This is a genomic window from Pseudomonas sp. GW822-FHT01E03, from assembly GCF_058802985.1.
Window position 1 is genome coordinate 11090 of sequence record NZ_JBXAOQ010000005.1, and the last position, 23634, is coordinate 34723.

General features: G+C 60.9%; 20 protein-coding genes. 8 read left to right on the forward strand and 12 right to left on the reverse strand.

Going from position 1 to position 23634, the window contains the following annotated elements; all coding sequences use genetic code 11:
- Genes AC1RP7_RS11460 through AC1RP7_RS11490 form a run of 7 tightly spaced genes read right to left on the reverse strand, consistent with a single transcriptional unit; the run spans window position 1 to window position 7873 of the window.
- Window positions 1–1131, reverse strand: a complete 1131-nt coding sequence (locus tag AC1RP7_RS11460) for a glycosyltransferase family 4 protein (protein ID WP_489338996.1) — start codon at window positions 1129–1131, stop codon at window positions 1–3.
- Window positions 1115–2491, reverse strand: coding sequence for a glycosyltransferase family 4 protein (locus tag AC1RP7_RS11465; protein WP_493180667.1), 1377 nt, complete (start codon window positions 2489–2491; stop codon window positions 1115–1117). The genes AC1RP7_RS11460 and AC1RP7_RS11465 overlap by 17 nt, the downstream gene beginning before the upstream one ends.
- Window positions 2488–3747: an ABC transporter ATP-binding protein gene (locus tag AC1RP7_RS11470; RefSeq protein ID WP_090456967.1), complete on the reverse strand. Its 1260-nt coding sequence runs from the start codon at window positions 3745–3747 to the stop codon at window positions 2488–2490. The genes AC1RP7_RS11465 and AC1RP7_RS11470 overlap by 4 nt, the downstream gene beginning before the upstream one ends.
- A complete protein-coding gene (locus tag AC1RP7_RS11475) occupies window positions 3747–4544 on the reverse strand; it encodes an ABC transporter permease (protein WP_493180668.1) in 798 nt (265 codons plus the stop codon). Before AC1RP7_RS11475 ends, AC1RP7_RS11470 begins: the two co-directional genes overlap by 1 nt.
- Window positions 4545–5987 carry a mannose-1-phosphate guanylyltransferase/mannose-6-phosphate isomerase gene (locus AC1RP7_RS11480; protein ID WP_489338994.1) on the reverse strand — a complete coding sequence of 481 codons (1443 nt, stop codon included), beginning with the start codon at window positions 5985–5987 and terminating at the stop codon, window positions 4545–4547. It abuts the gene before it with no gap.
- Between the two features lie 3 nt (window positions 5988–5990).
- Entirely contained in the window at window positions 5991–6962 is a 972-nt protein-coding gene (gene gmd / locus AC1RP7_RS11485) for a GDP-mannose 4,6-dehydratase (RefSeq protein WP_057713902.1), read from the reverse strand.
- Window positions 6959–7873, reverse strand: coding sequence for a GDP-mannose 4,6-dehydratase (locus AC1RP7_RS11490; RefSeq protein ID WP_493181007.1), 915 nt, complete (start codon window positions 7871–7873; stop codon window positions 6959–6961). Before AC1RP7_RS11490 ends, gmd begins: the two co-directional genes overlap by 4 nt.
- A 424-nt stretch (window positions 7874–8297) precedes the next feature.
- On the opposite strand from AC1RP7_RS11490, the gene AC1RP7_RS11495 reads away from it, so the two are divergent.
- The 5 genes from AC1RP7_RS11495 to AC1RP7_RS11515 are packed head-to-tail and all read left to right on the forward strand — an operon-like array spanning window position 8298 to window position 14026.
- A complete protein-coding gene (locus AC1RP7_RS11495) occupies window positions 8298–9884 on the forward strand; it encodes a glycosyltransferase (protein WP_493180669.1) in 1587 nt (528 codons plus the stop codon).
- On the forward strand, window positions 9878–11182 hold the full coding sequence (locus tag AC1RP7_RS11500) for a glycosyltransferase (RefSeq protein ID WP_493180670.1): 1305 nt from the start codon (window positions 9878–9880) through the stop codon (window positions 11180–11182). Before AC1RP7_RS11495 ends, AC1RP7_RS11500 begins: the two co-directional genes overlap by 7 nt.
- Entirely contained in the window at window positions 11179–12045 is an 867-nt protein-coding gene (locus AC1RP7_RS11505; RefSeq protein ID WP_493180671.1) for a class I SAM-dependent methyltransferase, read from the forward strand. The genes AC1RP7_RS11500 and AC1RP7_RS11505 overlap by 4 nt, the downstream gene beginning before the upstream one ends.
- Window positions 12042–13199, forward strand: coding sequence for an acyltransferase family protein (locus AC1RP7_RS11510; protein WP_493180672.1), 1158 nt, complete (start codon window positions 12042–12044; stop codon window positions 13197–13199). Before AC1RP7_RS11505 ends, AC1RP7_RS11510 begins: the two co-directional genes overlap by 4 nt.
- Window positions 13193–14026 carry a class I SAM-dependent methyltransferase gene (locus AC1RP7_RS11515; protein ID WP_493180673.1) on the forward strand — a complete coding sequence of 278 codons (834 nt, stop codon included), beginning with the start codon at window positions 13193–13195 and terminating at the stop codon, window positions 14024–14026. Before AC1RP7_RS11510 ends, AC1RP7_RS11515 begins: the two co-directional genes overlap by 7 nt.
- A gap of 74 nt (window positions 14027–14100) precedes the next feature.
- Here the strand turns inward: AC1RP7_RS11515 and AC1RP7_RS11520 are convergent, their stop codons facing one another.
- The 5 genes from AC1RP7_RS11520 to AC1RP7_RS11540 form a co-directional block, all read right to left on the reverse strand.
- On the reverse strand, window positions 14101–14889 hold the full coding sequence (locus AC1RP7_RS11520; RefSeq protein WP_102671056.1) for an SDR family oxidoreductase: 789 nt from the start codon (window positions 14887–14889) through the stop codon (window positions 14101–14103).
- A 46-nt stretch (window positions 14890–14935) separates the two neighbouring features.
- Window positions 14936–16483: an amino acid ABC transporter permease/ATP-binding protein gene (locus tag AC1RP7_RS11525; protein WP_057713910.1), complete on the reverse strand. Its 1548-nt coding sequence runs from the start codon at window positions 16481–16483 to the stop codon at window positions 14936–14938.
- 64 nt (window positions 16484–16547) lie between these two features.
- Window positions 16548–17342: an ABC transporter substrate-binding protein gene (locus AC1RP7_RS11530; protein WP_493180674.1), complete on the reverse strand. Its 795-nt coding sequence runs from the start codon at window positions 17340–17342 to the stop codon at window positions 16548–16550.
- A 46-nt stretch (window positions 17343–17388) separates the two neighbouring features.
- A complete protein-coding gene (locus tag AC1RP7_RS11535; protein WP_493180675.1) occupies window positions 17389–18459 on the reverse strand; it encodes an isopenicillin N synthase family dioxygenase in 1071 nt (356 codons plus the stop codon).
- Between the two features lie 14 nt (window positions 18460–18473).
- Window positions 18474–19325, reverse strand: a complete 852-nt coding sequence (locus AC1RP7_RS11540) for a sugar phosphate isomerase/epimerase family protein (RefSeq protein WP_493180676.1) — start codon at window positions 19323–19325, stop codon at window positions 18474–18476.
- A gap of 562 nt (window positions 19326–19887) precedes the next feature.
- Here AC1RP7_RS11540 and AC1RP7_RS11545 point away from each other — a divergent pair.
- The 3 genes from AC1RP7_RS11545 (at window position 19888) to AC1RP7_RS11555 (ending at window position 23630) form a co-directional block, all read left to right on the forward strand.
- Window positions 19888–21198, forward strand: coding sequence for an MFS transporter (locus AC1RP7_RS11545; RefSeq protein ID WP_057713914.1), 1311 nt, complete (start codon window positions 19888–19890; stop codon window positions 21196–21198).
- Between the two features lie 25 nt (window positions 21199–21223).
- On the forward strand, window positions 21224–22453 hold the full coding sequence (locus tag AC1RP7_RS11550) for a Zn-dependent hydrolase (RefSeq protein WP_218498046.1): 1230 nt from the start codon (window positions 21224–21226) through the stop codon (window positions 22451–22453).
- Window positions 22454–22604: 151 nt separating this feature from the next.
- Window positions 22605–23630, forward strand: coding sequence for a histone deacetylase family protein (locus AC1RP7_RS11555; protein WP_493180677.1), 1026 nt, complete (start codon window positions 22605–22607; stop codon window positions 23628–23630).
- Window positions 23631–23634: the final 4 nt, after the last annotated feature.

Sequence of the window (23634 nt, forward strand, 5' to 3'; positions counted from 1 at the left end):
TCAGTTCTCCATTGCCTGGCGGTAGGCGCGGGCGGTCACCGTCGCGCAACGCTCCCAGGAAAAAAGCTTCGCTCGCTGCAAGCCTGCCTCGCGACAGACCTGCCAATGCGCCGGGTCGTCGATCAACCGCAGCAAGGCATCGCGCAAGGAGTCGGGGTCGTGCGCCTCGATGTAGTTGCCGGCATCGCCAGCGACCTCCGGCATCGCCGACTCACCCGTCAGAATCACCGGAGTGCCACTGGCCATGGCTTCCAGCACCGGCAGGCCGAACCCCTCGTACAACGAAGGGAAAACCAGCGCCCGGGCTCCGGCCAGTAGCTGCGCCAGATCGTCGTCCGACAAGTACCCCAGAAGGCACACATGACCTGATGCGAGGGCCGAACGTAATTCGTCGTTGAACTGCTGACGTTGCCAGCCGGCCATGCCGGCGATCAGCAACGGAAAACGCTGGCGCACGGTTTCCGGTAGCCGGGCATGGGCGCGCAGGGCCAGGGTCAGATTCTTGCGTGGCTCCAGGGTACCGACGCAAAGGAAATACTCCCGCGCCTCGACGCCGTGGGCCTTGAGGACCTGATCGATGGCCTCGGGTTCACGGGGGTGGAAGCGCGCGGCCACACCCAGCGGTGCCACCACGAAGCGCTCGGCCGGCAGTGCGAACCAGGCCTGCGCTTGCTCGGCGATGTACTGCGAGTCCGTCAGAATCAGCCGCGCCCGCTGTACGCCGTCGGCCAGTCGCCGCTCGATTTCGCGCAGGCGTGCCGGTGGTTGGGTGTCGGGATAGTGCAGGTGCGTGAGGTCATGCAGTGTGATGATGGTCGGGCCGTTGAACGACAACGGCCACAGGCTTGGCTCGTGATACAGATCGATGGCCTGGGCGGGGCGCTGATCAAAACGCTTCTGCTCCAGCCAGCGCCGCGCCTGATAGGCCCCCGGAATCTGTCGCAGCAACGGCGTCAGACGCGAGTAACCGGGCATCGCCGCCTCAGGCAGAGTCGAACTCCAGCCCCAGCCGTGGAACAACGACAACTCGACGTCCGATTCGCGGGCCAGGGCCGTCGCCAGTTCGGCGACGTACTGACCGATGCCCGTGCGCGGTGCCTGGAGGATGCGGGCGTTAAGGGCAATTCGCATGCTGACTCTCAGGCACCTTCGTATCGCTGTGCAGATTGCGCTGGATGCGTTCGACCAGTTGCGCACTCGCCTCGCGCCAGCTCAGCCAACGCCAGTTATCCAGGTTGAGGGGCGCGGGAAATGCGCCGCCGCTTTCCATGTCGATGACCAGATCGGCCAGGTTCTGCGGGTCGGAGAGGTCGAAATACGCCATGTACTCGCCACCGATTTCGCGGAACACCGGGATGTCGCTGGCCATGGCCGGCAGGCCTCGCTGCATGGCTTCCACCAGCGGCAAACCGAACCCTTCGACGTAGGACGGGAACACCAGCGATGTCGCGTGGGAATAGGCGTGTTCCAGGCTCTTGTCCGAAAGGTTGTTGAACATGAACAAACGCAGGTTCAATTGCGGATGCTGGCGTATACGCTCGATCAGCGTCTCGCATTTCCAGCCAATCTTGCCGACGATGCATAACCGGGCTTTGGAGCCGGCCGCCCAGGCGCGCTCGAACGCGTCCAGCAGATACGCATGGTTCTTGCGCGGCTCGATGGTGCTGACCATCAGGAACACAGGGTCCGGCGTCTTGAACATCTGCAGCAGCCCCGGGTCGACGGTAGACCGGGCATCGGTCAGGTCGAGTTCGGAGCCGAGGTGGAAATAGTCGAACCAGCGTTGCTGAACCTGCGCGGTACCGATCCTGCGGGTCATCTCCTGGCGGACCTGGTCGCGGATGGTGGTCGAGATCGCCACGTAGCCATCAGCGGTGCGGGCGATCCAGTCGAACCATTCGTTGAAGACCTTCACCAATCCTGCGTCGCAAAACTGCGGGTGGGTCAGGGGAATCAGGTCGTAGATCACCGAAACGATGCCGACCCCGTCACGCTTGAGTTGTTCGGCCAGGGGGAAGAAGTTGGCGTGCCAGGACGAGTCCAGCAGCACCAATTGGTCGCCGGCACGATGCTGCAACGGCACGCAACGCTCGGGAACCTTCTGGCCCTTGAGTGCCCGATCGAGCAGGCGCATCGGCAGGCTCAGGCAGGCGAACGCGGTCAGACGGCAACCGACGTAAAGCACCCGGCGGGCGAACTTCGATTGGCTGAAAGGACGGCGTCGCTCCAGCGCGCGGTGGCGCAGCCAGAACTGATTGGCGAACTGTTCGAGCTTCACCCGCAGGCTCACCAGATCCACTTTGACGGTCGGCAAGGGCGCCAGGCTTTTCACCTCGAACAACGCGCCATTGATCATCACCACCGGAACGCATTCGCGCCGGGCGTTCGCGGCCGGCAATTGCTGAATCACATTGCGAACGACCCGCTGGATGCCCGAGTTGGCATCCGGGTGTTCGAAGACGTAGGTACATTCCACCAACAGTCTGGTCATCGTGTTTCCCCAATGGATTCCACCCGATTCTCACTGGAACGGGTCACGCTGGTCTGCGCTTCGAGCCAGGAGCAACCCACGAAGTCTTCCTGGCGATTGTTGATCACGTGGAAGACCAGCCCGTAGTCACGCCATTCGAAATTGCGATCCAGGTGCGAATCCAGCCGCGACAGGCTCAGGGCCACCGAATAATTGCCCTTGCCCAGGCGCATGTCGAAGGCAAAACGGTAGGTGACGCGTTCGCCGGCACTCAGGTCGGTGAGGGCTTTGTCCACCCGGTGGGTATTGATGCCGTACATGGGCTGGCCAAGGCGATCCTTGATCATGAAGCCGAGAATCAGTCGCTCGATGTCCTGGCGCACCTCGACCTGCACTTCCAGGACCATCGCCTGGCCGACTTCAGCCACCTCCACCGAACGCCCCTTGGGGTCAAGCAGGCGGACGCTGAGAATGCCCGCTTCGCCTGTCCCGGAAATGGTTTGCACCTGCCCGTTGGCGAGCATTTCCTGACGCACCGTCTGGCCCTCGCGCTGGGCGAGCATGGCGTTGTAGTAGTCCATCACTTCTTCAGGTTTGCCGCGCATGGCCATGCGCCCGTTCTCCAGGAGGATGGCGGTGTCGCAGATCGACTGGATCGCCGAACGGTCATGGGACACGATCAGCAACGTGGTACCTGCCTTGCGGAAGTTGCGGATGCGATCAAAGCTTTTGTGCTGGAAGTAGGCGTCACCCACGGACAGCGCTTCATCGACGATCAGGATGTCCGGCCGCCGCGCGGTGGCCACGCTGAACGCCAGGCGCATCTGCATGCCGCTGGAATAGGTGCGAACCGGATGGTCGATGGCCTCGCCGATTTCGGCGAAGCTCTCGATCTCTGGCATCAGCGCTTCGATTTCTTCGACCTGCATGCCGAGCAACTGGCCGGCCATGAAGGTGTTCTGCCGACCGGTGAAGTCCGGGTGGAAGCCCATGCCCAGCTCCAGCAGCGCCGCCACACGTCCTTGCAAGTGGATGTCGCCGCAGGTGGGCTGGGTGGTGCCGGTGATCATCTTCAACAGCGTGCTTTTACCCGCACCGTTGACCCCGACGATGCCCACGGCTTCACCCGGCTGAATCTCGAAATCGACCCCTTGCAGGACCCAGTGCAGGTGATGCCGGGTGCGGGAAAACGGCACCAGCCATTCGAACAGCCGGCTCCAGCGATTCGGGTACTGCTTGTAGGCCTTGCCCAGGCCACTGACACGTATATGTCCCATCAGAGTTCGTCCACCATTTCACCGACACGCTGGCGGAACAGCCGCAGCGCCATCCCACAGAACAACAGGCCGATCACCAGCAACGGGACCAGCGAGCTCCAGTCTGGCCATTGGTTGTAGAGAAACAGGTTCTGGTAGCTGTTCATCAGTGCCGTCATCGGGTTCAGCTCGATAAAGCGCTGGATGCCCGACGGCAGGATCGACAGCGGATAAACGATCGGCGTCAGCCAGAACCAGAATTGCAGGCAGATGCCGAAAAACTGCCCGACGTCGCGAAAGAACACGTTGAGCACGCCCAGAATCATCCCCAGCCCCGCAGCGAAGATCACTTGCAGGACCAGCAACGGTACCAGCGCCAGCAGCGCCATGCCGGGCAGCCGTCCGCTGATCAGCAGGAAACCGAGGAACAACCCCAGGATGATCGCGAAATTGATCCCGGCATTGAGCAGCACGATGACCGGCAGGCAGATGCGCGGGAAGCTGATTTTCTTCAGCAGGTTGGCGTTTTCCAGGAACATGCTCTGGCTGCGCGTCGTGATCTCGGCGAACAGGCCCCAGGTCAGCAGGCCGGCGCACAGGTAGACGCTGTAGGCCAACCCGTCGTCCACGCCCGGCAAGCGGGCGCGCATGATGGTGGAGAAGATCACCGTGTAGACCAGGATCATCGACAGCGGATTGAGCACGGTCCACAGGGCACCGAACAGCGAGTTGCGATAACGCGCCTGAAACTCCCGTTTGACGCTGCCGAGGATGAATCCCCGGTAACTCCACAGCGATTGGTAAAGATTACGCAGCATTCAAACCGTCCTGCCGTATTGATCTTCGAAGCGGACGATGTCGTCCTCTCCCAGGTATTCGCCGCTTTGCACTTCGATGATCACAAGGTCGATCACGCCGGGATTTTCCAGGCGATGCTTGTGACCGGCGGCAATGAAGGTCGATTCGTTCTTGGCCACCAGGTGCGTGCCGGTGCCATTGTTGGTGACCTTGGCCATGCCTTCGACCACCACCCAGTGTTCATTGCGATGGTGGTGCATCTGCAACGACAACTTGGCGCCGGGCTTGACCACGATGCGTTTGATCTTGAAGCGCGGACCTTCCTCGAGCACGGTGTAGGTGCCCCATGGCCGGCTGACCGTACGGTGCAGGCGATAGGCTTCGTGCTCTTTATCCTTGAGTTGCCTGGCCACCCGGCGCACATCCTGGGCACGGTCGGCGTGGGCCACCAACACCGCGTCGGCGGTGTCGACGATGATCAGGTTATCCACGCCCACGGTCGCTACCAGACGGTTTTCGCTCTGGACGAAGTTGTTGTGGCTGTCGATGAAAATCGATTCGCCGACGGTGCGGTTGTTCTGTGCATCCGCTGGAACCAGCGCGGCCACCGCCCCCCAGGAGCCGATGTCGCTCCAGTCGAAACGGGCCGGCACCACGACCACTTTGTCGGAGCGCTCCATCAACGCGTAATCGATGGAAATATCCATGATTTCGCCAAACAGGACCGGTGACAGTTCCTGTTGCAGGCTTCCGGCGTTTTCCACCGCGGCGCTGGCGGCCATGCAGGTCTGCGCCTGCTCCAGCAAGTCGGGAGCATGGGTTTGCAGTTCGGCCAGCAGGCTGGCGACCGAGAAGCAGAACATCCCGGAGTTCCACAGGAAGTTGCCGCTTTCCACGTAATGCGTCGCGGTTTGCAGGTCGGGTTTTTCGACGAAGCGCCGCACACTGGCAGCGCCTTTATCGTCCAGCGATGTGCCGGCTTCAATGTAGCCAAACCCGGTTTCCGGAGCGGTCGGCACGACACCGAAGGTCACCAGGTGACCGCGCCTGGCCAATGCCACGGCATGCTCGACCGCGTCCTTCAGTGCGTCGACATTGACGATCAGGTGGTCGGCGGGCATGACCAGCATGATCGCGTCGTCGCCATGCAGGGCCTGGAGGGAGAGGGCGGCGGCGGCAATGGCCGGTGCCGTATTGCGCCCCGTCGGCTCCAGCAGGAAGTGTCCGCGATGGCGGCCAAGGTGCGCGTCCCGAAAGTGATCCTTGCTCTGGAAGTAGTACTCGCGGTTGGTCACCGTGACGATATCGCCCCAGCCGTCGAGCAGGTCCGCGGCACGCCGATAGGTCTTGCCCAGCAGCGACTGGCCGTCGGGCAATTCCATGAACGGTTTGGGATGGCCTTCACGCGACACCGGCCACAACCTTGTCCCGGCACCGCCGGAGAGAATCACGGGAATCAGCATGGCCTACTCCTTGGCGACGCGTTTCATGTCCGCATCCATCATCATGCGGATCAAGGTATCCAGGTCGGTTTTTGGTTTCCAGCCCAGCACACGCTGGGCCTTGGCCGGGTTGCCGAGCAGCACTTCGACTTCGGCCGGGCGGAAGAACGCCGGGTCGATCTTCACGAAGTCGCGGTAGTTCAGGCCCACGTGATCGAAGGCGATCCGGCACATCTCGCGCACGGTGGTGGTGACGCCGGTGGCCACCACGAAGTCATCGGGCTTGTCCTGTTGCAGCATCAGCCACATGGCTTCGACGTAGTCCCCGGCAAAGCCCCAGTCGCGCTTGGCGTCGATGTTGCCCAGGCACAGTTCCTGCTGCTTGCCCTGCTTGATGCGGGCGGCGGCGTCGGTGACTTTGCGCGTCACGAACTCGATGCCGCGCAACGGTGATTCATGGTTGAACAGAATGCCGCTGCTGGCGTGCAGGTTGAAGCTTTCGCGGTAGTTCACGGTGATCCAGTGGCCGTACAACTTGGCCACGCCATAAGGGCTGCGCGGATAGAAGGGGGTGTTCTCGTCCTGCTGCTCGGCCTGGATCAGGCCGAACATTTCGCTGGTGGACGCCTGGTAGAAACGCGTGTGCGGGCTGAACTGACGGATCGCTTCGAGCAGGTGGGTAACGCCCAGGCCGTCGACGATGCCGGTGGTCACCGGTTGATCCCAGGAAGCCGCGACAAAGCTTTGTGCGGCAAGGTTGTAGATCTCGTCCGGCGCCGATTTGATCACCGCGCGCTGCACTGAACAGGCATCGGCCATGTCGCCGTCCAGGTAGACGATGTCCGCCTCGACCCCCATCTCGCGCAGGCGCCAGCGCGAGTCGCTGCTGCGACGCGCCACCAGGCCGTGGACTTTGTAGCCCTTGTCGAGCAACAGTTTCGCCAGATAAGCGCCATCCTGGCCGGTGATACCTGTGATCAATGCACTTTTAGTCATTCTTGTCGTACTCGCTTCTCCCAGTCGGACAGGATCGCCCGCAGGGATTGTTGTGTTGTGATTTCAGGCTTCCAATCGGTGGTTTGGGTCAGCCTGGCAGGGCTGCCACACACACGTCGCTGATCCGCGCGGCGAAGTCGCGCAGGGTCCTGGACCAATTGCAGGTCGACCTGGGCAAGATCTGCCAGTTGTTCGATCAAACTGCGAATGCTCTGCTCGCGCCCCGAGCAAATGTTGTAGACCTGCCCCGGTGTGCCTTTTTCCAGCAAGGCCAGGTAGGCCGAGACCACGTCCCCGACATCGAGGAAATCGCGCGTGACGTCGATGTCCCCGACCTCCAGTTGTGGCCCTTGCAGGCCTTGCTTGATCCGGCAGATCTGACGGGCGGCGCTGGCGATGACGAAGCTGTCTTTCTGCCCGGTACCGATGTGGTTGAACGGGCGGGCGACCAGTACGGGCCAGTCCTCGCTCAGGCCCCATTGCAAGCTCAGGAACTCGGCCGACAGTTTGCTCACGGCATAGGGATTGCGCGGGCAGGCTGGTTGCAATTCAGTGATGGGCAGTTGCTCTTCAGCGACCTGGCCATAGACATCGCCGGAGCTGACGTACAGAAACGTGCCGCTGAAGCCGCGCGCCTTGAGGGCCTGCAGCAGGTTCAGGGTGCCCAGCAGATTGATATTCAGGGTACCGGCCGGATCACGAAAAGCCTCCGGGACGAACGTCTGGCCGGCCAGGTGGATCACCGCATCGGGCATGACCGGCCACAAGCCTTCGAGGCTGTCCGGCGCGGCAAGATCGTAGCGGCCGGGAACAGGCAGAAGTTCCCATTCCGAGGCGTCAGCCTGCAAACGCGATTGGATGTGTTGTCCTACGAATCCAGTCAGACCCGTGACAAACAGACGTTTTTTCAACAGCGACCCCCCGGTCATACATTTCATCCATTTGCTACTGGCTTAATGGAAGGGTCTCACGAATCAACAGGATCGCTCGTAAGACAGATGAAATGTTTTGTTGTAGTTGTTTGGTAGCCAATCTGTGCCATTTGCTCGGCAATTTCAACAGGTCCAACCGTGACTGATCAGTTCTCGTCTGCGTAGCCTGATTTATTCTCGTCGGGCGGTTCACGAATCCTCAACGGATGTGGTTAGAATGCCCCTCGTCACGATTACCCGGGGTTCGGCAGCGTCGCTTCGAAACTGCGAGAAACTGACCACTAAAACAAGAACGAAGACGGGCAGGAAGACGATGGACGAGCGCCAGTAAACACGGACTCGAACCGTATCCTCCCCGTCATAGCGTGAGGCTGCCGGGATGGCGGCGTCACCGTGGGATGCCATGAATTTTATTCTTTACTCCGACGTCAACGACAGCTCCATCAGCCAGAGTCTCGGCCGTCCAGAATACAGTTACTACTTCGTGCTCAAGGCGTACCGACCGTTGTTCGAAAGCCTCGGGCCGGTGCATGTGGTGTCATCGGCCGCCGAGGTCGACCCGCTGTATCGGCAGTTGCAGCAGGCCGGTCAGGACGGCCTGTTCATTTCGTTCGCGCCACCGCACAAGACCCCCACCGACTTGCAATGCCCGATGGTGTGCGTGGTTGCCTGGGAGTTCGACAGCATTCCCGCCGAGCACTGGGACAACAATCCGCGTCAAGACTGGAGCCAGACACTGGCGCGTCTGGGACGAGTGATCACCTTGTCCACCCACACCGCCGAAGCCATCCGCCGGACCCTGGGCGACGACTTCCCGGTGTTGGTGCTGCCGACGCCTTTGTGGGAACGCTTCGCCGGTATCCGCCAGCAATATCCCGGTACGCCGGTGAACGCGGGTGCCACGTTGCAGATCAAGGGTTGCATCCTGGACAGTCGCTCGATGGGGTTGTCCGCCGATGGTTTGATCGCGCCGATCATCGAGCAACCGCCGCAGGAAATCGCCGAGCCCGAGCCCGAGCCGGAACCCGAACCTGAACCTCCGGTGCCGCCGTTGACCCTGCGTCGACGCCTCTTCATAACCAGACACTACCTGCTGTTGTGGTATCGCGAAGCCGTACGCGATCTGGTGCCGGATGCGGTTCGCCCATGGCTGGCCAGATTTCGGACACCTCAAGCGTTGCCGGTTGAACACGCGGTCGGCGAGGCGCCCGCGCCGGATGAGCCCGCAATCAGCGAACCCCCCGTGCAGGACGAACATCCGCAGGCGGCTTACCCCGACACCAGCGAAACGGTGGAAATCGAGGTCGATGGCGTCATCTATGTGAGCGTGTTCAACCCCGATGACGGGCGCAAGAACTGGCATCACCTGATCACGGCGTTCTGCTGGGCGCTGCGTGATGTGCAAGACGCCACGCTCGTGTTGAAGATGACCCAGAACGACCTGTCGACCTATTACGTCGAGCTCATGACCTTGCTGTCCCAGCTCTCGCCCTTCGCCTGTCGCGTGGTGGTCATGCACGGTTATCTGCAGGACGAGCAGTTCGCCCGGCTTTATGGCGCGGCGAGCTACTACGTCAACGCTTCACGTTGCGAAGGCTTGTGCCTGCCGCTGATGGAGTTCATGTCCTGCGCCCGGCCTGTCATCGCCCCGAACCACACGGCGATGCGCGACTACATCGACGAGCGTGTGGCTTTCATCGTCAAGTCCAGCCAGGAGCCGACGATCTGGCCGGAAGACGCGCGCATCCTGTACCGCACATTGCGCCACCGTCCGGACTGGGGGTCGTTGAAAACGGCTTATGAGAACAGCTACGCGATGGCAAAAAATCAGCCGGACGCCTGGCAGGCCATGGCGGACGCGGCCAGCGAACGCATGCACCAGTACTGCAGCTTCGCGCCGGTGCAGCAGCGACTGGCGCTGTTCTTCAAACAGGAACCTGTCCGTGACGTCGTGCCGGTGGTTGCCGAAACGGGGGCTGCATCGTGCTGATCATCATTCATTCGGAAACCAACAAGAGCAACATCCAGCAGAATCTTGGGCGGCCCGAGTACAGCTATTACTTCGTCCTCAAGGAATTCCGCCCGGTGCTCGAACGGCTGGGGCAGGTGATCGAGGTCAGCAACCCGGACGAGCTGGTCGATCGGTTGTATTTCGATTGCCTGAGCCGGGGCGAAGACTGCGTGTTCCTGTCCTTCTCCCCGCCGCATCGCACGCCGGTCCACTACGCGTGCCCGACGATTCCGGTGTTCGCCTGGGAGTTCAGCACCATTCCCACCGAGAGCTGGCAGGGCGAACCACGGCATGACTGGCGGACGGTGTTGGGCTCCTGCGGGACGGCGATCACCCACTCCAGTTTTACCGTGAATGCCGTACGCGATGTGATGGGCCCCGATTACCCGATCAGCGCTATCGCAGCACCTGTCTGGGACCGTTTTGCCGCCCGTGGCGAGCTTCTGGACAAGCGTCCGGTCGTGGGCCCCACACGTCTGAACCTGCGCGGGCTGTTGATCGACAGTCGTACCACGGACTTGCGCCCCTACGGCCCTGAACGTTTGCGCGAAGGCACGCCGATCGCCTTCGAACAACCACCGCGCGATTGTGAGCTGGTGCTCGAGGGCGTGGTCTACACCTCGGTATTCAATCCCTACGACGGACGCAAGAACTGGAAGGACATGATCAGTGCGTTCTGCACTGCCTTTCGCGACACGCCCGACGCGACCCTGGTGCTCAAGCTCACGCACCATGACATCGCCAACGCTTTGAACGACATGCTGCACCACGTCTACAAGAATCAGTCCTACCAGTGCCGCATCGTGCTGATCCACGGCTTTCTGTCCGACATCGACTACGAGCGCCTGGTCGAGGCCACCAGTTACGTCGTCAACTGCTCCTACGGCGAAGGGCAATGCCTGCCGTTGATGGAGTTCATGTCCTGCGGCAAGCCGGCCATTGCGCCGCTGAACACCGCCATGGCCGACTACATCGACCGTGACAACGCGTTCATCGTCGAAGGCACCGACGAACTGACCTCCTGGCCCCACGATCCTCGCGCCGCGTATCGTACCCTGCGTTACGTCACGGATTGGGACTCACTGTGTACGGCATTTTCCGCCAGCCATGACGTCGCCAGACAGGACGTCGAGCGCTATCAGCGAATGTCGGCCCATGCCGTGGGCAGCCTGCAGGAATTCTGCAGCCAGGCCGTTGCCGAACAGCGCCTGAAGGCGGTGTTCGAGCAGTTGCTGCAACGGCGTGAAGCAAACTGCGCACAAGCGTCGGGCACATGATTCGGCGCCTGCTTGCGAAGTTGCGGCCCGCACCGGTAGCGGTCGCCCCAGCAGAAACGCGGGTCTCGCCCAGGGACATCGGTTTGTACGATGCCCTGCTCGACGGCTGGTTTCTCGGCGACAGCGGTGAATTGCTCAAGGGGTTTGCCATCACCGCCGACGACACCTTGCTGGATGTCGGCTGCGGTGAAGGCGTGGCGACTTTGTTCGCGGTCCGCCAGGGCGCGTCGGTGATTTTCACCGACAGTGAACACGACAAGGTCCGCGAGCTTGCCCGACAAGTGGCGGCGCAATCAGACAAGCCGAGCCTGGGGCTGGTCAGCAACAGTTTGCCGCTGCCATTGGCCAAGGGCTGCGCCAGCAAAGTCGTGTGCATGGAAGTACTGGAACACATCGATCAGCCAGAACCCTTCATGGCCGAACTGGTGCGCATGGGTCGCCCCGGCGCGCTGTACCTGCTGAGCGTACCGTCCCCGGTAGGCGAACATTTGCAGAAAGGCATCGCTCCGGCCAGCTATTTCCAATCGCCCAATCACGTACAGATTTTCAGCCCCGAGCGATTCGCCGCACTGGTGGAAGACGCGGGCCTGGTCATCGAGCATCGCCAGGCGTCCGGTTTTTTCTGGGTCATGGGCATGATTTTTTTCTGGGCCAGCGAGCGCGCTGCCGGGCGTGAATTGGGTGGCGCGGTTCGCGACCGGATTCAGGCGCCGTATCCGCCGCTGATGGAGAGCTGGGCGAAAACCTGGCAGGACTTGCTGACCCAGCCCGACGGGTTGGCGATCAAGCAGATGCTGGATCAGTTCATGCCCAAGAGCCAGGTGATCATTGCTCGCAAACCTCATGTCCAGGAGGGCGCATGAGCAACGAAAAACGGATCATGGACATCGAGTTGTTGCGCGGCATTGCGGTGCTTGGCGTGCTGTTTCATCACCTGCAGGACAGCCTGTTCGCGGCGGCTGTGCCGTTGTTGCAAGTTATCACGCTGTACGGTCAGCCGTGGTGGGGCGTGGATCTGTTTTTCGCGATCTCGGGCTTCGTCATTGCCCGCAGCCTGATCCCGGCCTTGCGCCGTTGCACAACGCGTCAGGAATATTGGCAACAGACGCGTAATTTCTGGTTGAGACGGGCCTTTCGATTGCTCCCTTCAGCCTGGTTATGGCTGGCGCTGATGTTGCTGGCGTGCCTTTTTCTCAACCGCTCCGGCGCGTTCGGCACCCTGCACGCGAACATTCAGGCAACCCTGGCCGGCATCGCCCAATACGCCAATTTCCGCTTTGCCGACAGTTTTTATCACTACGAGTACGGCACCAGTTTCGTGTACTGGAGCCTGTCGCTGGAAGAGCAGTTCTACCTGCTGTTTCCGCTGATGATCGTGCTGTTTCGCAAGCACCTGGTGTGGGCGTTGCTGGCGCTGGTTGCGGTGCAATTGTTCACCTTGCGCACGCCGATCCTGATGGTAGTGCGCACCGATGCGCTGGCCCTTGGCGTGCTGTTGGCGATGTGGAGTACACAACCGTCGTACCTGCGCTGGGAGCCAAAATTCTTGCGTCGTCCATGGGCGGGCGTTGCCGCATCGATCGCGCTGTCGTTGCTGCTCAGCTTCCTGGCAACGGATCGTTTCACCTTCACCTCTTACCGGATCGGCGTGATTGCGGTGCTGTGCGCGCTGCTGGTCTGGATCGCTTCTTACAACCGCGATTACCTGTTGCCGCGCGGCGTGTTCAAAAACCTGATGACGTGGGTCGGCAGCCGTTCCTACGGGATTTACTTGATCCATATCCCGGCCTACTTGCTGGTTCGTGAATTCATTTTCCGTTTGCAGGCTGCCGGGCTGCCCAGTCCGGCTGGCCATCCGATCTTGATGTTGCTGATGGCTGGCGGCCTGATCGTGCTGCTGAGCGAACTCAACTATCGCGTCATCGAAATGCCCATGCGCAACCGCGGCGCCTCGCTGGTCAAACGCCTGGGCACTTCCCGAACAGCCGTCACATCCTCTGGAGCCACCTCATGCTGAGCCTTTTGAAGAAACTCACGGCGGGCACGCCCGCGCCTGTGCAGCCAGAGACACCGCCCGCAGCGCCAGTGGCGGAGAAAGTCGACCCTTACATGCTCGGCCTGCACGATGCGATGCTCAGCGGCTGGTTCAATCAGCAGACCGGCGAACTATTCACCGGATTCCCGGTGACCCCCGAGGACACGCTGCTGGATGTTGGCTGCGGCGACGGTGGCAACGTGCATTTCTGCGGGATGCGCGGGGCGAAGATCATCATCGCCGATATCGACGCGGCCAAGGTTGAAGCGACCCGCCAGCGCCTGAGCGATACACCGGCCCGCGACGTCGAATGCCATGTCACCGACTGCAACCCGCTGCCGATTGCCGATGCGACCGCCACGCGGGTGGTGTCGACCGAGGTCATCGAACACGTGGACGATCCGGCGCAGTTCCTCGCTGAACTGGTACGCGTCGGCAAACCGGGCGCGTTGTATCTGCTGAGCGTCCCGCACCCCAGCTCCGAGGACCTGCAAAAAGATATCGCGGCGGCCGAGTATTTCCAGAAGCCCAACCACATCCGCATCATCAGCGAAGAGCAGTTCAAGGCCATGGTCAGCGATGCCGGCCTGGAAGTGATCAGCCACAGCCAGTACGGGTTCTACTGGTCGATGTGGATGCTGTTGTTCTGGGAAGCCAAGGTCGATTTCAGCAACCCGGACCATCCGTTGCTTAACCACTGGGCGGATACCTGGCAGGCGATCCTGGCTTCGCCACGGGGCGCACAGATCAAGCAGGCGCTGGATGCCGTGGTGGCGAAAAGTCAGGTGATCATTGCGCGTAAACCCTGATCAGCAATGCTCACCCGGGCGAGGCCACGAACTCCAGCCTGATTGCCCGGGTACACCTGCATAGCCCTTGCCCATTATTGGCTGGAGCGAACGGCCCCTCCATCAATCAACAGATTCTGCCCGGTCAGGTAGCCCGCATGGTTGCTGCAAACGAAGGCACACAGCGCACCGAACTCTTCGGGTGAGCCGAAGCGTTTGGCAGGAATTTCGCTACGGCATTGGCCAAGGAATTCCTCGCTGTCCTGCCCCGACTCCTGGGCAGCAGCGACCAGGTTGTCACGCAATCGATCGGTGTCGAATGAGCCTGGTTGCAGGTTGTTGATCGTCACATTGCGACTGGCGATGTTTTCTTGCCGGGCAAGCCCTGCGATAAAACCTGTCAGACCACTGCGCGCACCGTTGGACAGGCCCAGGCTTTCGATAGGGGACTTCACGGCACTCGACGTGATGTTGATGATTCGACCAAATCCACGTGTCGCCATACCGTCTACCGTGGCCTTGATCAACTCGATAGGCGTCAGCATGTTGGCATCCAGCGCCTTGAGCCAGGCGTCGCGATTCCATTCGCGAAAATCCCCGGGGGGAGGGCCTCCAGCGTTGTTGATCAAGATATCGAAATGCTCATGGGCCATGAGCGCTGCCGCCCGACCCTCGGCCGTCGAAATGTCTCCGGCTACGGCGATGACCGTCACTTCAGGATTTAGCGCTCTGAGCTCACGGGCTGTTTCATTGAGCGTGTGCTCGCCGCGTGCGGTGATCACCACGTTCACGCCTTCATGGACGAGTGCCTGTGCGCAGGCTTTGCCCAGACCTTTGCTGGCGGCGCATACCAGCGCCCAGCGTCCTGCTATTCCCAGATTCATGTGCGTTTTCCTGAAATAAGAATGCTCAAAGAAAGTGGTTGCCTATTCATGCATGATCCACCGTTGCAGACCGGCTTGGCGATCGAGCACTGATGCCCATGAAGCGCCTCACTCGTTCTCCTTCGGCATCGCATCGTATGGTTTCAGGTGCGGCATCCAGTTGGATATTACCGTTCTCCATGAATACGACCCGGTCGGATATCGACATGGCAAAGTCCATTTCGTGGGTCACGATCAGCATGGTCATGCCTTCTTTGGCCAGGTCGCGGATCACGTTCAGCACGTCGTTGACCAGTTCCGGGTCGAGGGCCGAGGTCGGCTCGTCGAATAGCATGATCTGCGGTTCCATCGCCAGGGCTCGAGCGATCGCCACGCGCTGTTGCTGCCCACCGGAGAGCTGGTGCGGGTACTTGTGGGCATGGGCCAGCAGGCCGACCTTGTCCAGTAGCGCATAGGCACGATGTTCACTCAGCTCGCCCGGCTGGCCATGGTAACGGGGCGCCAGGGTGACGTTGTCGAGAATGGTGCGGTGCGGGAACAGGTTGAAGTTCTGGAACACCATGCCGATGTGCCGCACGCCTTTGCGCAGGCGGGTGCTGTTGGGTTTGTCCGACGCTTCGATGAATTTTTCGCCGAACAACAGAATGTCGCCGGTATCGATGGTTTCCAGGCCGTTGACGGTGCGGATCAGCGATGTCTTGCCGGAGCCGGATGGCCCGATGATCGAGACCACCTGGCCGTACTCGACATTCAGGTCGATGCCCATCAGCACTTGGTGGGTGCCATAGCTTTTCTGGATGTTCTTCAGTTGCAGGATGGGCGTCGCATTGTTGCCTGCCGCTTTGCGCGCAGTGTCGGGCAATGCTTCGGCGCTGGCCCTGAAGTTGGCTATGGCGGCCGCGTCGAGTGTGTGAGGCTTGCGGAAGTTCAGGTCCAGGTAGCGCTCCAGGCGCTGCAGGAAAAAACCGAACACGGTGACGATCAACACGTAATAGACGCCTACCGCCGCCAGGGTTTCCATGACCAGAAAGTTGGTGGCATAGAGGCGTTGGCCGACCGTGAGGATTTCGGTCAGGGAGATGACCGAGACCAGCGATGTCAGCTTGACCACCGTGATGTATTCATTGATCAGCGTGGGCAGCGAAATACGGAATGCCTGGGGGATCACGATCAAGCGTTGCATGCCGAACAGGCCGATACCCAGCGCGCGCCCGGCTTCCTTCTGGCCTTTGGCCACGGAGATCAGGCCACCACGATGGATTTCCGCCATGTACGCCGCTTCAGTGACCACCAGGGCCAGCAGGCCCGAGTAGAAGGGGTTGGACAGAATCGGTCCGCTACCGGGAAACAGTTGCGGCAGGTTGTAGACGAAGACCACCAGCACCAGCAACGGAATGCTGCGGAAGAACCAGATGTAGACCGCTGCGGGAATGCGCAGCAAGGGCGTGTGGGACAGCTTGGCCGTGGCCAGGACAAAACCCAGCAGCATGCCGATGAACCAGGCCAGGGCGCTGAGCTGGACCACCGTTACGCAGGCCTTCCAGAAGTCCGGCAGGGAGAACAGGGACAGGAAATATGACCAATCGAATTGCATGGGGCACCTCGATCTGCCGCCCCGGTGCAGGGGAGGCAGATGACCAGACTACAAGGACAGGTTCTTAATTGGCAGTCGGTTCTTCCAAGCCATATTTCTGGAGAATTGCGGCGTATTCACCGCTCTTTTTGCTCTCCTCGAAGGCCTTTTGCACGGCCTGGAAGGTTTCGTCGTTACCTTTCTTGACGAAGATGCCCAGGGTCTGCTGATAAATCGGATGCTCGGTGGTGATCACTACCCGGCCGTTGGTCTTTTCCGCGATCATTTTTGCCGCGCCGGCGATTTCAACCTGGGCCTGAATGTTCCTGGACAACAAGGCCTGGGTCACTTCGGGGGCCGAAGGGTACTCGCTGACGGTGATGGCGCCTTTGTTGTTCGGCACGCAGTAGTCGTCGGAGAGCTTCTTGAATTCCTTGACCCAGGTGGTGCCCTGTTCCAGGCCCAGTTTCAGGCCGCACAGGTCTTCAGGCTTCTTCGCATTGATCTCGCTGCCCTTGGGCACCATGACCGCGGCACCGGTGTTGGCGTAGGCGATGGTCTGGGCCTGAGTCTGGCGCTCAGGCGTGATGTACATGCCGGAAATGACTGCGTCGTACTTGCCGGAGTTCAAGCCCAGGATCAGGCTTGGGAACTTGGTGTCGACGAACTCCACCTTGGCGTTCATGTGTTTGGCCAGTGCCGTTGCCAGTTCGGGGTCCGAACCCACCACGTTTTTGTCCTTGTCATAGGACTCAAAGGGAGGGTAGGTGATCTCCATGCCGACCTTGAATGTGTCTGCCGCGGCCACGCTCACCGAGGCACCGAACATACCGGCTGCCAATACAGCCAGGCTCAAAAGGTTTTTCTTATTGTTTTTCATGATGTACTGACTCCGGCGTAGGTAGGGGGTTAGCTGAAAACTTCAATCAGGACGGTTGAGCCTGATTTTTCAAATGTCCGAAACTGGCGGGCTTGCGTGCCTTGCCTGGCAGTTGAACTTCCCCGTTGGCCACCCTCTGGCGCAGATACTGATAGGTCTGCAGCGCCTGGCCATACATGTGTTCGCCGATGGTGATTTCTTCGTAGTCGTTGCCTGCCTGTGCGAACCCGGGCAGTGGTTTGATCTGGGTGTGATAGTCGCAGGCATAAAACAGCGGAAAGGAATAACGTTCCTCCTTCACGCTGCGCACCCGGTGCGCGGTGGCTACGAATGCGCCTGCGGTCATCACTTCCAGCATGTCGCCGATGTTGACCACAAAGGCATCGGCAATCGGTGGTGCGTCGATCCATTGGCCAAGGTTGTTCATCACCTCAAGGCCTGGTTTGTCGGCCAAAAGGATGGTGAAACACTCGTAATCAGTATGGGCTCCAAGACCCGGTGCGTCAGGGGCGGCACCGTCGAAGGGGTAGTGGATGAGGCGCAGCTTGGACGGGGGACGGGTGACCAGGCTGTCGAAATAGTTTTCTTCCAGGCCCAAGGTCAGGGCGAAGCCGCCGAACAGGCGCCGGCCCAAGGCGAAGATGGCTTCATAGTAGGCCTGCACCGACGCCTTGAAACCTTGCAGCTGCGGCCAGTCATTGGGCCCCAGCAATGGCGTGTTGGTCAGCACCAGCGGGTCATCGGCCGGGACTTCGAAGCCGACGTCAAAGGCTTCCTTGTGGTCCGGCTTGCCCTTGGAATAGACCTCTTCGCCTTCGGGCACAAATCCCTTGTGGGTTTGGGAGGTGCCGATGTAGTGCTGCATCTTGGTGTCGAAGGGCTGGTCGAAAAAGTCCTTGGCAGCCTGGCGCAGGTTGGCGATCAGTTGCGGGTCGATACCGTGATCGGTGATGTAGAGGAACCCGACCTCGCTGGCGGCGCGCCCCAATTGTTCGGCCACGGCCAGGCGGTGTTCCAGTTCAACGCTGAACAGACCGGCGATGTTGACCACCGGGATGCTGTTGAAGTTGGCTTTGTGTGTGTCAGTGCTGGCGCTGTTGTTTTTATTATCAGGCATGACGCATCGGCTCCCTAAGGATGGCTTGAGTGGCTGAAACGGTCGAAGTGTTCGCGCTCGGTCTGGCCCATCCACACGTTCAACGACCATAGGTCGGCGACCGGGACATTGGTGAAGGGCAAATGATGCAGGTAGCCGTCGGCGCCGAATTCCGGGGTCAGGGTGCTGACCTGGTAACCGCGGGCTTGCTGCGAGCGCCAGATGCTTTCCCAGTGCTGCTGGTGGAAGGCCAGTTCCCTTGCATATTCGGGAGCCGCCGGGTGCGGAACCTGCGGGCCCTGGTCGTAACCGACCCGGGCCTGGATATGGTGAACCCGCTCGATGAAAGCGCTCAGGTCATCGGCCGGGTCATTCAACAGGCGTTCGCAGGTCACGACCCAGTGGCTGATGTCACTGGTGAACAACAGATCGGGCAATTGCCGGATCAACTCCAGAGTCACCCAGGGGTTGAACAGCGAACGCGAACGGTGGGTTTCGAAACTGCAGACCTGGCCGTGTTTGCGCGCCAGATCCAGCGCCTCGCCGAAAAACTCCACTTGCTGTGGCAAGGACCAGCGGTCATTGCCCGCCAGCACGTTGACGAAGCGTGGGCCGAGTTCAGCGGCCCAGGCGAGTTTCTGGTCGAGGTCATTGAGGTGAATGGCGGGGGACGCAGACTGGTCCGGCAGCACGTCATACGCGGTGAAGACTGTGCTGATATAGCCCAGGCGATTGGCCTGGAGAAAGGCGCCAAACTCGGTCCGTTCACGGGCGTCCAGTGGCAGGCGTGCTTCCATGCCATCAAAGCCCGCTTGCAGCAACTCCTCGAGAGCCTGGGCCTTGCTGGCGGTGTAACCCCACAGCGTGCGAAAAATTTCCAGCTTCATCGGTGATCCTCAAAAATCCCAAGGCCTACTGCAAAAGCACTTCGACGGCGCCAGGCTGCCAAGAGGCAGGTTCGCTGTGGAGCCGATGTTAGGCACAGGCCGCGCGCTGAAAGAATCTGAAAGTTCAAATGAATACTTCAGACTTTCATTAACAAATAGCTTGCTACTTATAGCGCTGGCCAGGAGGGATTTTATGGGCGAGAACGTGTCTGCGTTGGCTATTAGCGAGAGATGCCATTGTTACGACATCATTTTGAGGAGTCCCAAGCTACCCCCGGGCCGATGAGGGTTCGCTTTTGATCGATTGCTGCCTGTCGAGAAGAGCCGCGACCTGTAACTGACATTGCAGCCCCCCGTTTACATTCTGCTCGACGCCTGTGCGTTGCACATCGCATTCGACTGCCACCCTCAATTATAAGTTGTGTTAATAATTCGAATAATAAATAGAAAATTGACTAATCATGGCCCGGGAACGAAAAATCATCCCCAGACCGGCGCCGCCAGAGCGCCGCGGATTTGCCGTTTCTCTCCTGCCAGAAAAATAACCAAAGGAGCCCGACCCATGAAGCCTCAAGCTTCGTCCCAGCCGCGCCGTGCGGCCGCCGCTGCCTTCATTGGCACCATGATCGAGTGGTACGACTTTTACATCTACGCCACCGCCGCCGCGCTGGTGTTCGGTGCGCTGTTCTTCCCCTCGGACGACAAGCTGTTCAGCACCATGGCCGCTTTCGGCACCTTCGCCGTGGGTTTCTTTGCGCGGCCGTTGGGCGGGATTGTCTTCGGTCATATCGGTGACCGCATCGGCCGCAAGAAGTCGCTGATCATCACCTTGTTGATGATGGGCGTGGTCACGGTGTGCATCGGCTTGCTGCCGACTTACGCGCAAATCGGCGCCGCTGCCCCGGTGCTGCTGATTCTGTTGCGCATCGTCCAGGGCATTGCCGTGGGTGGCGAGTGGGGCGGGGCGGTGCTGATGGCCGGCGAGCATGCGCCGAAAGGCCGGCGCAATTTCTTCGCCTCGTTTGCGCAACTGGGCAGCCCGGCGGGTTTGATCCTGTCTCTGCTGGCCTTCAGCGCCGTCACCCGTCTGCCGGAAGAAGACCTGATGAGCTGGGGCTGGCGGCTGCCGTTCCTCGCCAGTTCGCTGTTGCTGCTGGTGGGCCTGGCGATTCGCCTGGGGGTCAATGAGTCGCCGGAGTTTCTTGCCAGCCGCGAATTGGCGAGCAAAAACAAACGCAAGGAGCAGGCGCCGGTCATGGAAGTGCTGCGCACCGCGTGGCGTCCATTGTTGCTGTGCATCGGCGCCAACACCCTGGGGATCGCCGGGGTGTATTTCACCAACACCTTCATGATCGCCTACACCACTCAGCAACTGGAACTGCCGCGTTCGCTGATCCTTGAGTGTTTGTTTGTCGTCGCGATCATCCAGTTCTGCATTCAACCGCTGGCGGCCTGGGTCGCCGAGAAGATTGGCGCCACCCGCTTCCTGTGCCTGGTGTCGCTGCTGGCGATGGCTTCGCCGTACCCGATGTTCGTGCTGGTCAGTTCGGCCCAGGCGCCGCTGATCATCCTCGGCATTGCGTTGGCGGTGGTGTGCATGGCGTCGTTCTACGCAGTGATCGCCGGCTACGTCAGCGGCATGTTCGAGACCCGTGTGCGCTACACCGCGATCTCTCTGGCGTACCAGATTTGCGGCGCTGTGGCCGGTGGCCTGACGCCACTGATCGGCACGCTGCTGGCACACAGGTTCGTCGGCCAGTGGTGGCCGATGGCGGTGTTCTACAGCCTGATCGCCGCGACTTCGCTGCTGTGTGTGCTGTCCCTTGCCCGTCGGCATGCCAGCGCTGAACGCCTGGAACTGGCCAAGGCCTGACCCCTGAATTTTCCTGGAGAAACACATGTTGAAGATCAATGGCGAACGCCTCTGGGCGAGTCTGATGGCGATGGCCGAAATCGGCGCCACCGCCCGTGGCGGCAGCTGCCGCCTGGCCCTGAGCGACGAGGACAAGGCCGGTCGGGAACTCTTTGCCCACTGGTGCCGCGAAGCCGGCATGACCCTGAGCGTGGATGCCATCGGCAACCTGTTTGCCCGCCGCGCCGGCACCGATCCTGATGCAGCGCCGGTGATGATGGGCAGCCACCTCGACACCCAGCCCGAAGGCGGGCGTTTCGACGGCGTGTACGGCGTGCTCGCCGGTCTGGAAGTGGTGCGCTGCCTGAACGATCTGGGCATTCAGACTCGCAAGCCGCTGGAAGTGGCGGTGTGGACCAACGAAGAAGGCGCACGCTTCACCCCGGCGATGTTCGGCTCGGCGGTGTTCACCGGGATCATGGATCTGGACGCTGCGCTGGCGGTGCGCGATATCGATGGGATCAGCGTCGCCGAGGCGCTGCAACGTACCGGTTATGCCGGCGAGCGCCCGCTCGGCGGCGCGGTGGATGCGTACTTTGAAGCCCACATCGAGCAAGGGCCGATCCTCGAAGACAACGCCAAGAGCATCGGCGTCGTCAGTGGCGGCCAGGCGATTCGCTGGCTCGACGTACGGGTCGAAGGCATGGCGGCCCACGCCGGCACCACGCCTATGCCGCTGCGCAAGGACGCCTTGTACGGCGTGGCGCAGATGATCCAGGCCATCGAAGGCCTGGCGGCGGACTTCGCTCCCGAAGGCCTGACCACGGTCGGTGAATTGAGCATCAACAAGTCGTCGCGCAACACCATTCCGGGGCTGGTGAACTTCACCGTCGACCTGCGTCATCACCGTGATGAAACCATCGAGACCATGGAACAACAGGTCCGTGCGCGGCTTCAGGCAATTGCCGACGCTCGCGGTTTGAAACTGGCGATCACCCCGCACTGGATCAGCCCGGCGACGCCGTTCGATGTGGACTGCGTGGCGGCGGTGCAACAGGCCGTGGACGCCCTGGGCTACGCTCAACAATCGATTGTCAGCGGCGCCGGACATGATGCGATCCACCTGGCGCGGTACTGCCCGACAGCGATGGTGTTCATCCCGTGCGTGGGCGGCCTGAGCCATAACGAAGCGGAAGATGTGCTGCCCGAGGATGTGCGCCAGGGCACCGATGTGTTGCTCAATGCCGTGTTGGCCCGCGCGGTAAAAACTGAATAAACGCAGTCAATGTGGGAGCGAGCTTGCTCGCGATAGCGGTGGATCAGTCGCCATGAATGTTGAATGTGCTGACCTCATCGCGAGCAAGCTCGCTCCCACAGTGGAATGCGGCTGGTTTCAAGATCCAAGTTAACTGACAGGTATTCACTCCATGCGCAGTTTTTTCCATCCCGAACAATTGCTCCACCATCCACGCAGCTACTATTCCCGTGGCCAGATGCGTACGCCGCAGGAAGTGCCGGAGCGTGCGCAGCGCCTGGTGCAGGCGTCCCGTGCGTTGGGCTTTGCCGTTGAGCAACCGGCCGATGCCGGGCTCGATCCGCTGCTGGCGGTGCACGGCGCACCGTACCTGAGGTTTTTGCAGGAAGCCCATCAGCGCTGGAAAGAGATTCCCGAGGATTGGGGCGACGAGGTGATGTCGAACATCTTTGTCCGCGAACCCAATGCCCTGCGCGGAATTCTCGCGCAAGCGGCGCGCTATCTGGCCGATGGCAGTTGCCCGGTGGGCGAGCAGACCTGGCGTTCGGCCTACTGGTCGGCGCAAAGCGCCATCGCCGGTGCCCGGGCGTTGCTCGATGGCGAGCCGGCAGCCTATGCCCTGTGCCGGCCACCGGGTCACCACGCCCGGGCCGAAGCGGCGGGTGGTTTCTGTTATGTGAACAACGCGGCGGTGGCGGCGCAGGTATTGCGCGCCGGTTTTTCGCGGGTAGCGGTGCTGGATACCGACATGCACCATGGTCAGGGTATTCAGGAGATTTTCTACGACCGCGATGACGTGCTCTACGTGTCGGTGCACGGCGATCCGACCAACTTCTATCCGGGGGTCGCAGGTTTTGCCGAAGAGCGTGGTGTCGGTGCAGGCGAGGGTTTCAACCTCAACCTGCCGATGGCCCATGGCGCCAGCGAGGCGGTTTTTCTCGGGCAATTGGAAGTAGCGCTGAAGGCGCTGAAGGACTTCGGCGCCGAGGTGCTGGTGCTGTCCCTGGGCTTCGATATTTTCGAGCTGGACCCGCAAAGCAAAGTAGCGGTGACCCGCGAAGGGTTTGCCCTGCTCGGTGAGCGCATTCGCAGTCTCGGGTTGCCGTGCCTGATTGTGCAGGAGGGCGGGTATCACCTGGAGAGCCTGGAGGATAATGCCCGGGCGTTTTTTGTGGACCCTGAGGTTTGGCAGCTCTGAGATC

Excerpts from the sequence above, each read along its gene's own strand:
- AC1RP7_RS11460 (WP_489338996.1), bottom strand. The coding sequence starts at position 1,131 with ATGCGAATTGCCCTTAACGCCCGCATCCTCCAGGCACCGCGCACGGGC.
- AC1RP7_RS11465 (WP_493180667.1), bottom strand. The coding sequence starts at position 2,491 with ATGACCAGACTGTTGGTGGAATGTACCTACGTCTTCGAACACCCGGAT.
- AC1RP7_RS11470 (WP_090456967.1), bottom strand. The coding sequence starts at position 3,747 with ATGGGACATATACGTGTCAGTGGCCTGGGCAAGGCCTACAAGCAGTAC.
- AC1RP7_RS11475 (WP_493180668.1), bottom strand. The coding sequence starts at position 4,544 with ATGCTGCGTAATCTTTACCAATCGCTGTGGAGTTACCGGGGATTCATC.
- AC1RP7_RS11480 (WP_489338994.1), bottom strand. The coding sequence starts at position 5,987 with ATGCTGATTCCCGTGATTCTCTCCGGCGGTGCCGGGACAAGGTTGTGG.
- gmd (WP_057713902.1), bottom strand. The coding sequence starts at position 6,962 with ATGACTAAAAGTGCATTGATCACAGGTATCACCGGCCAGGATGGCGCT.
- AC1RP7_RS11495 (WP_493180669.1), top strand. The coding sequence starts at position 8,298 with ATGAATTTTATTCTTTACTCCGACGTCAACGACAGCTCCATCAGCCAG.
- AC1RP7_RS11505 (WP_493180671.1), top strand. The coding sequence starts at position 11,179 with ATGATTCGGCGCCTGCTTGCGAAGTTGCGGCCCGCACCGGTAGCGGTC.
- AC1RP7_RS11510 (WP_493180672.1), top strand. The coding sequence starts at position 12,042 with ATGAGCAACGAAAAACGGATCATGGACATCGAGTTGTTGCGCGGCATT.
- AC1RP7_RS11515 (WP_493180673.1), top strand. The coding sequence starts at position 13,193 with ATGCTGAGCCTTTTGAAGAAACTCACGGCGGGCACGCCCGCGCCTGTG.
- AC1RP7_RS11520 (WP_102671056.1), bottom strand. The coding sequence starts at position 14,889 with ATGAATCTGGGAATAGCAGGACGCTGGGCGCTGGTATGCGCCGCCAGC.
- AC1RP7_RS11525 (WP_057713910.1), bottom strand. The coding sequence starts at position 16,483 with ATGCAATTCGATTGGTCATATTTCCTGTCCCTGTTCTCCCTGCCGGAC.
- AC1RP7_RS11530 (WP_493180674.1), bottom strand. The coding sequence starts at position 17,342 with ATGAAAAACAATAAGAAAAACCTTTTGAGCCTGGCTGTATTGGCAGCC.
- AC1RP7_RS11535 (WP_493180675.1), bottom strand. The coding sequence starts at position 18,459 with ATGCCTGATAATAAAAACAACAGCGCCAGCACTGACACACACAAAGCC.
- AC1RP7_RS11540 (WP_493180676.1), bottom strand. The coding sequence starts at position 19,325 with ATGAAGCTGGAAATTTTTCGCACGCTGTGGGGTTACACCGCCAGCAAG.
- AC1RP7_RS11545 (WP_057713914.1), top strand. The coding sequence starts at position 19,888 with ATGAAGCCTCAAGCTTCGTCCCAGCCGCGCCGTGCGGCCGCCGCTGCC.
- AC1RP7_RS11550 (WP_218498046.1), top strand. The coding sequence starts at position 21,224 with ATGTTGAAGATCAATGGCGAACGCCTCTGGGCGAGTCTGATGGCGATG.
- AC1RP7_RS11555 (WP_493180677.1), top strand. The coding sequence starts at position 22,605 with ATGCGCAGTTTTTTCCATCCCGAACAATTGCTCCACCATCCACGCAGC.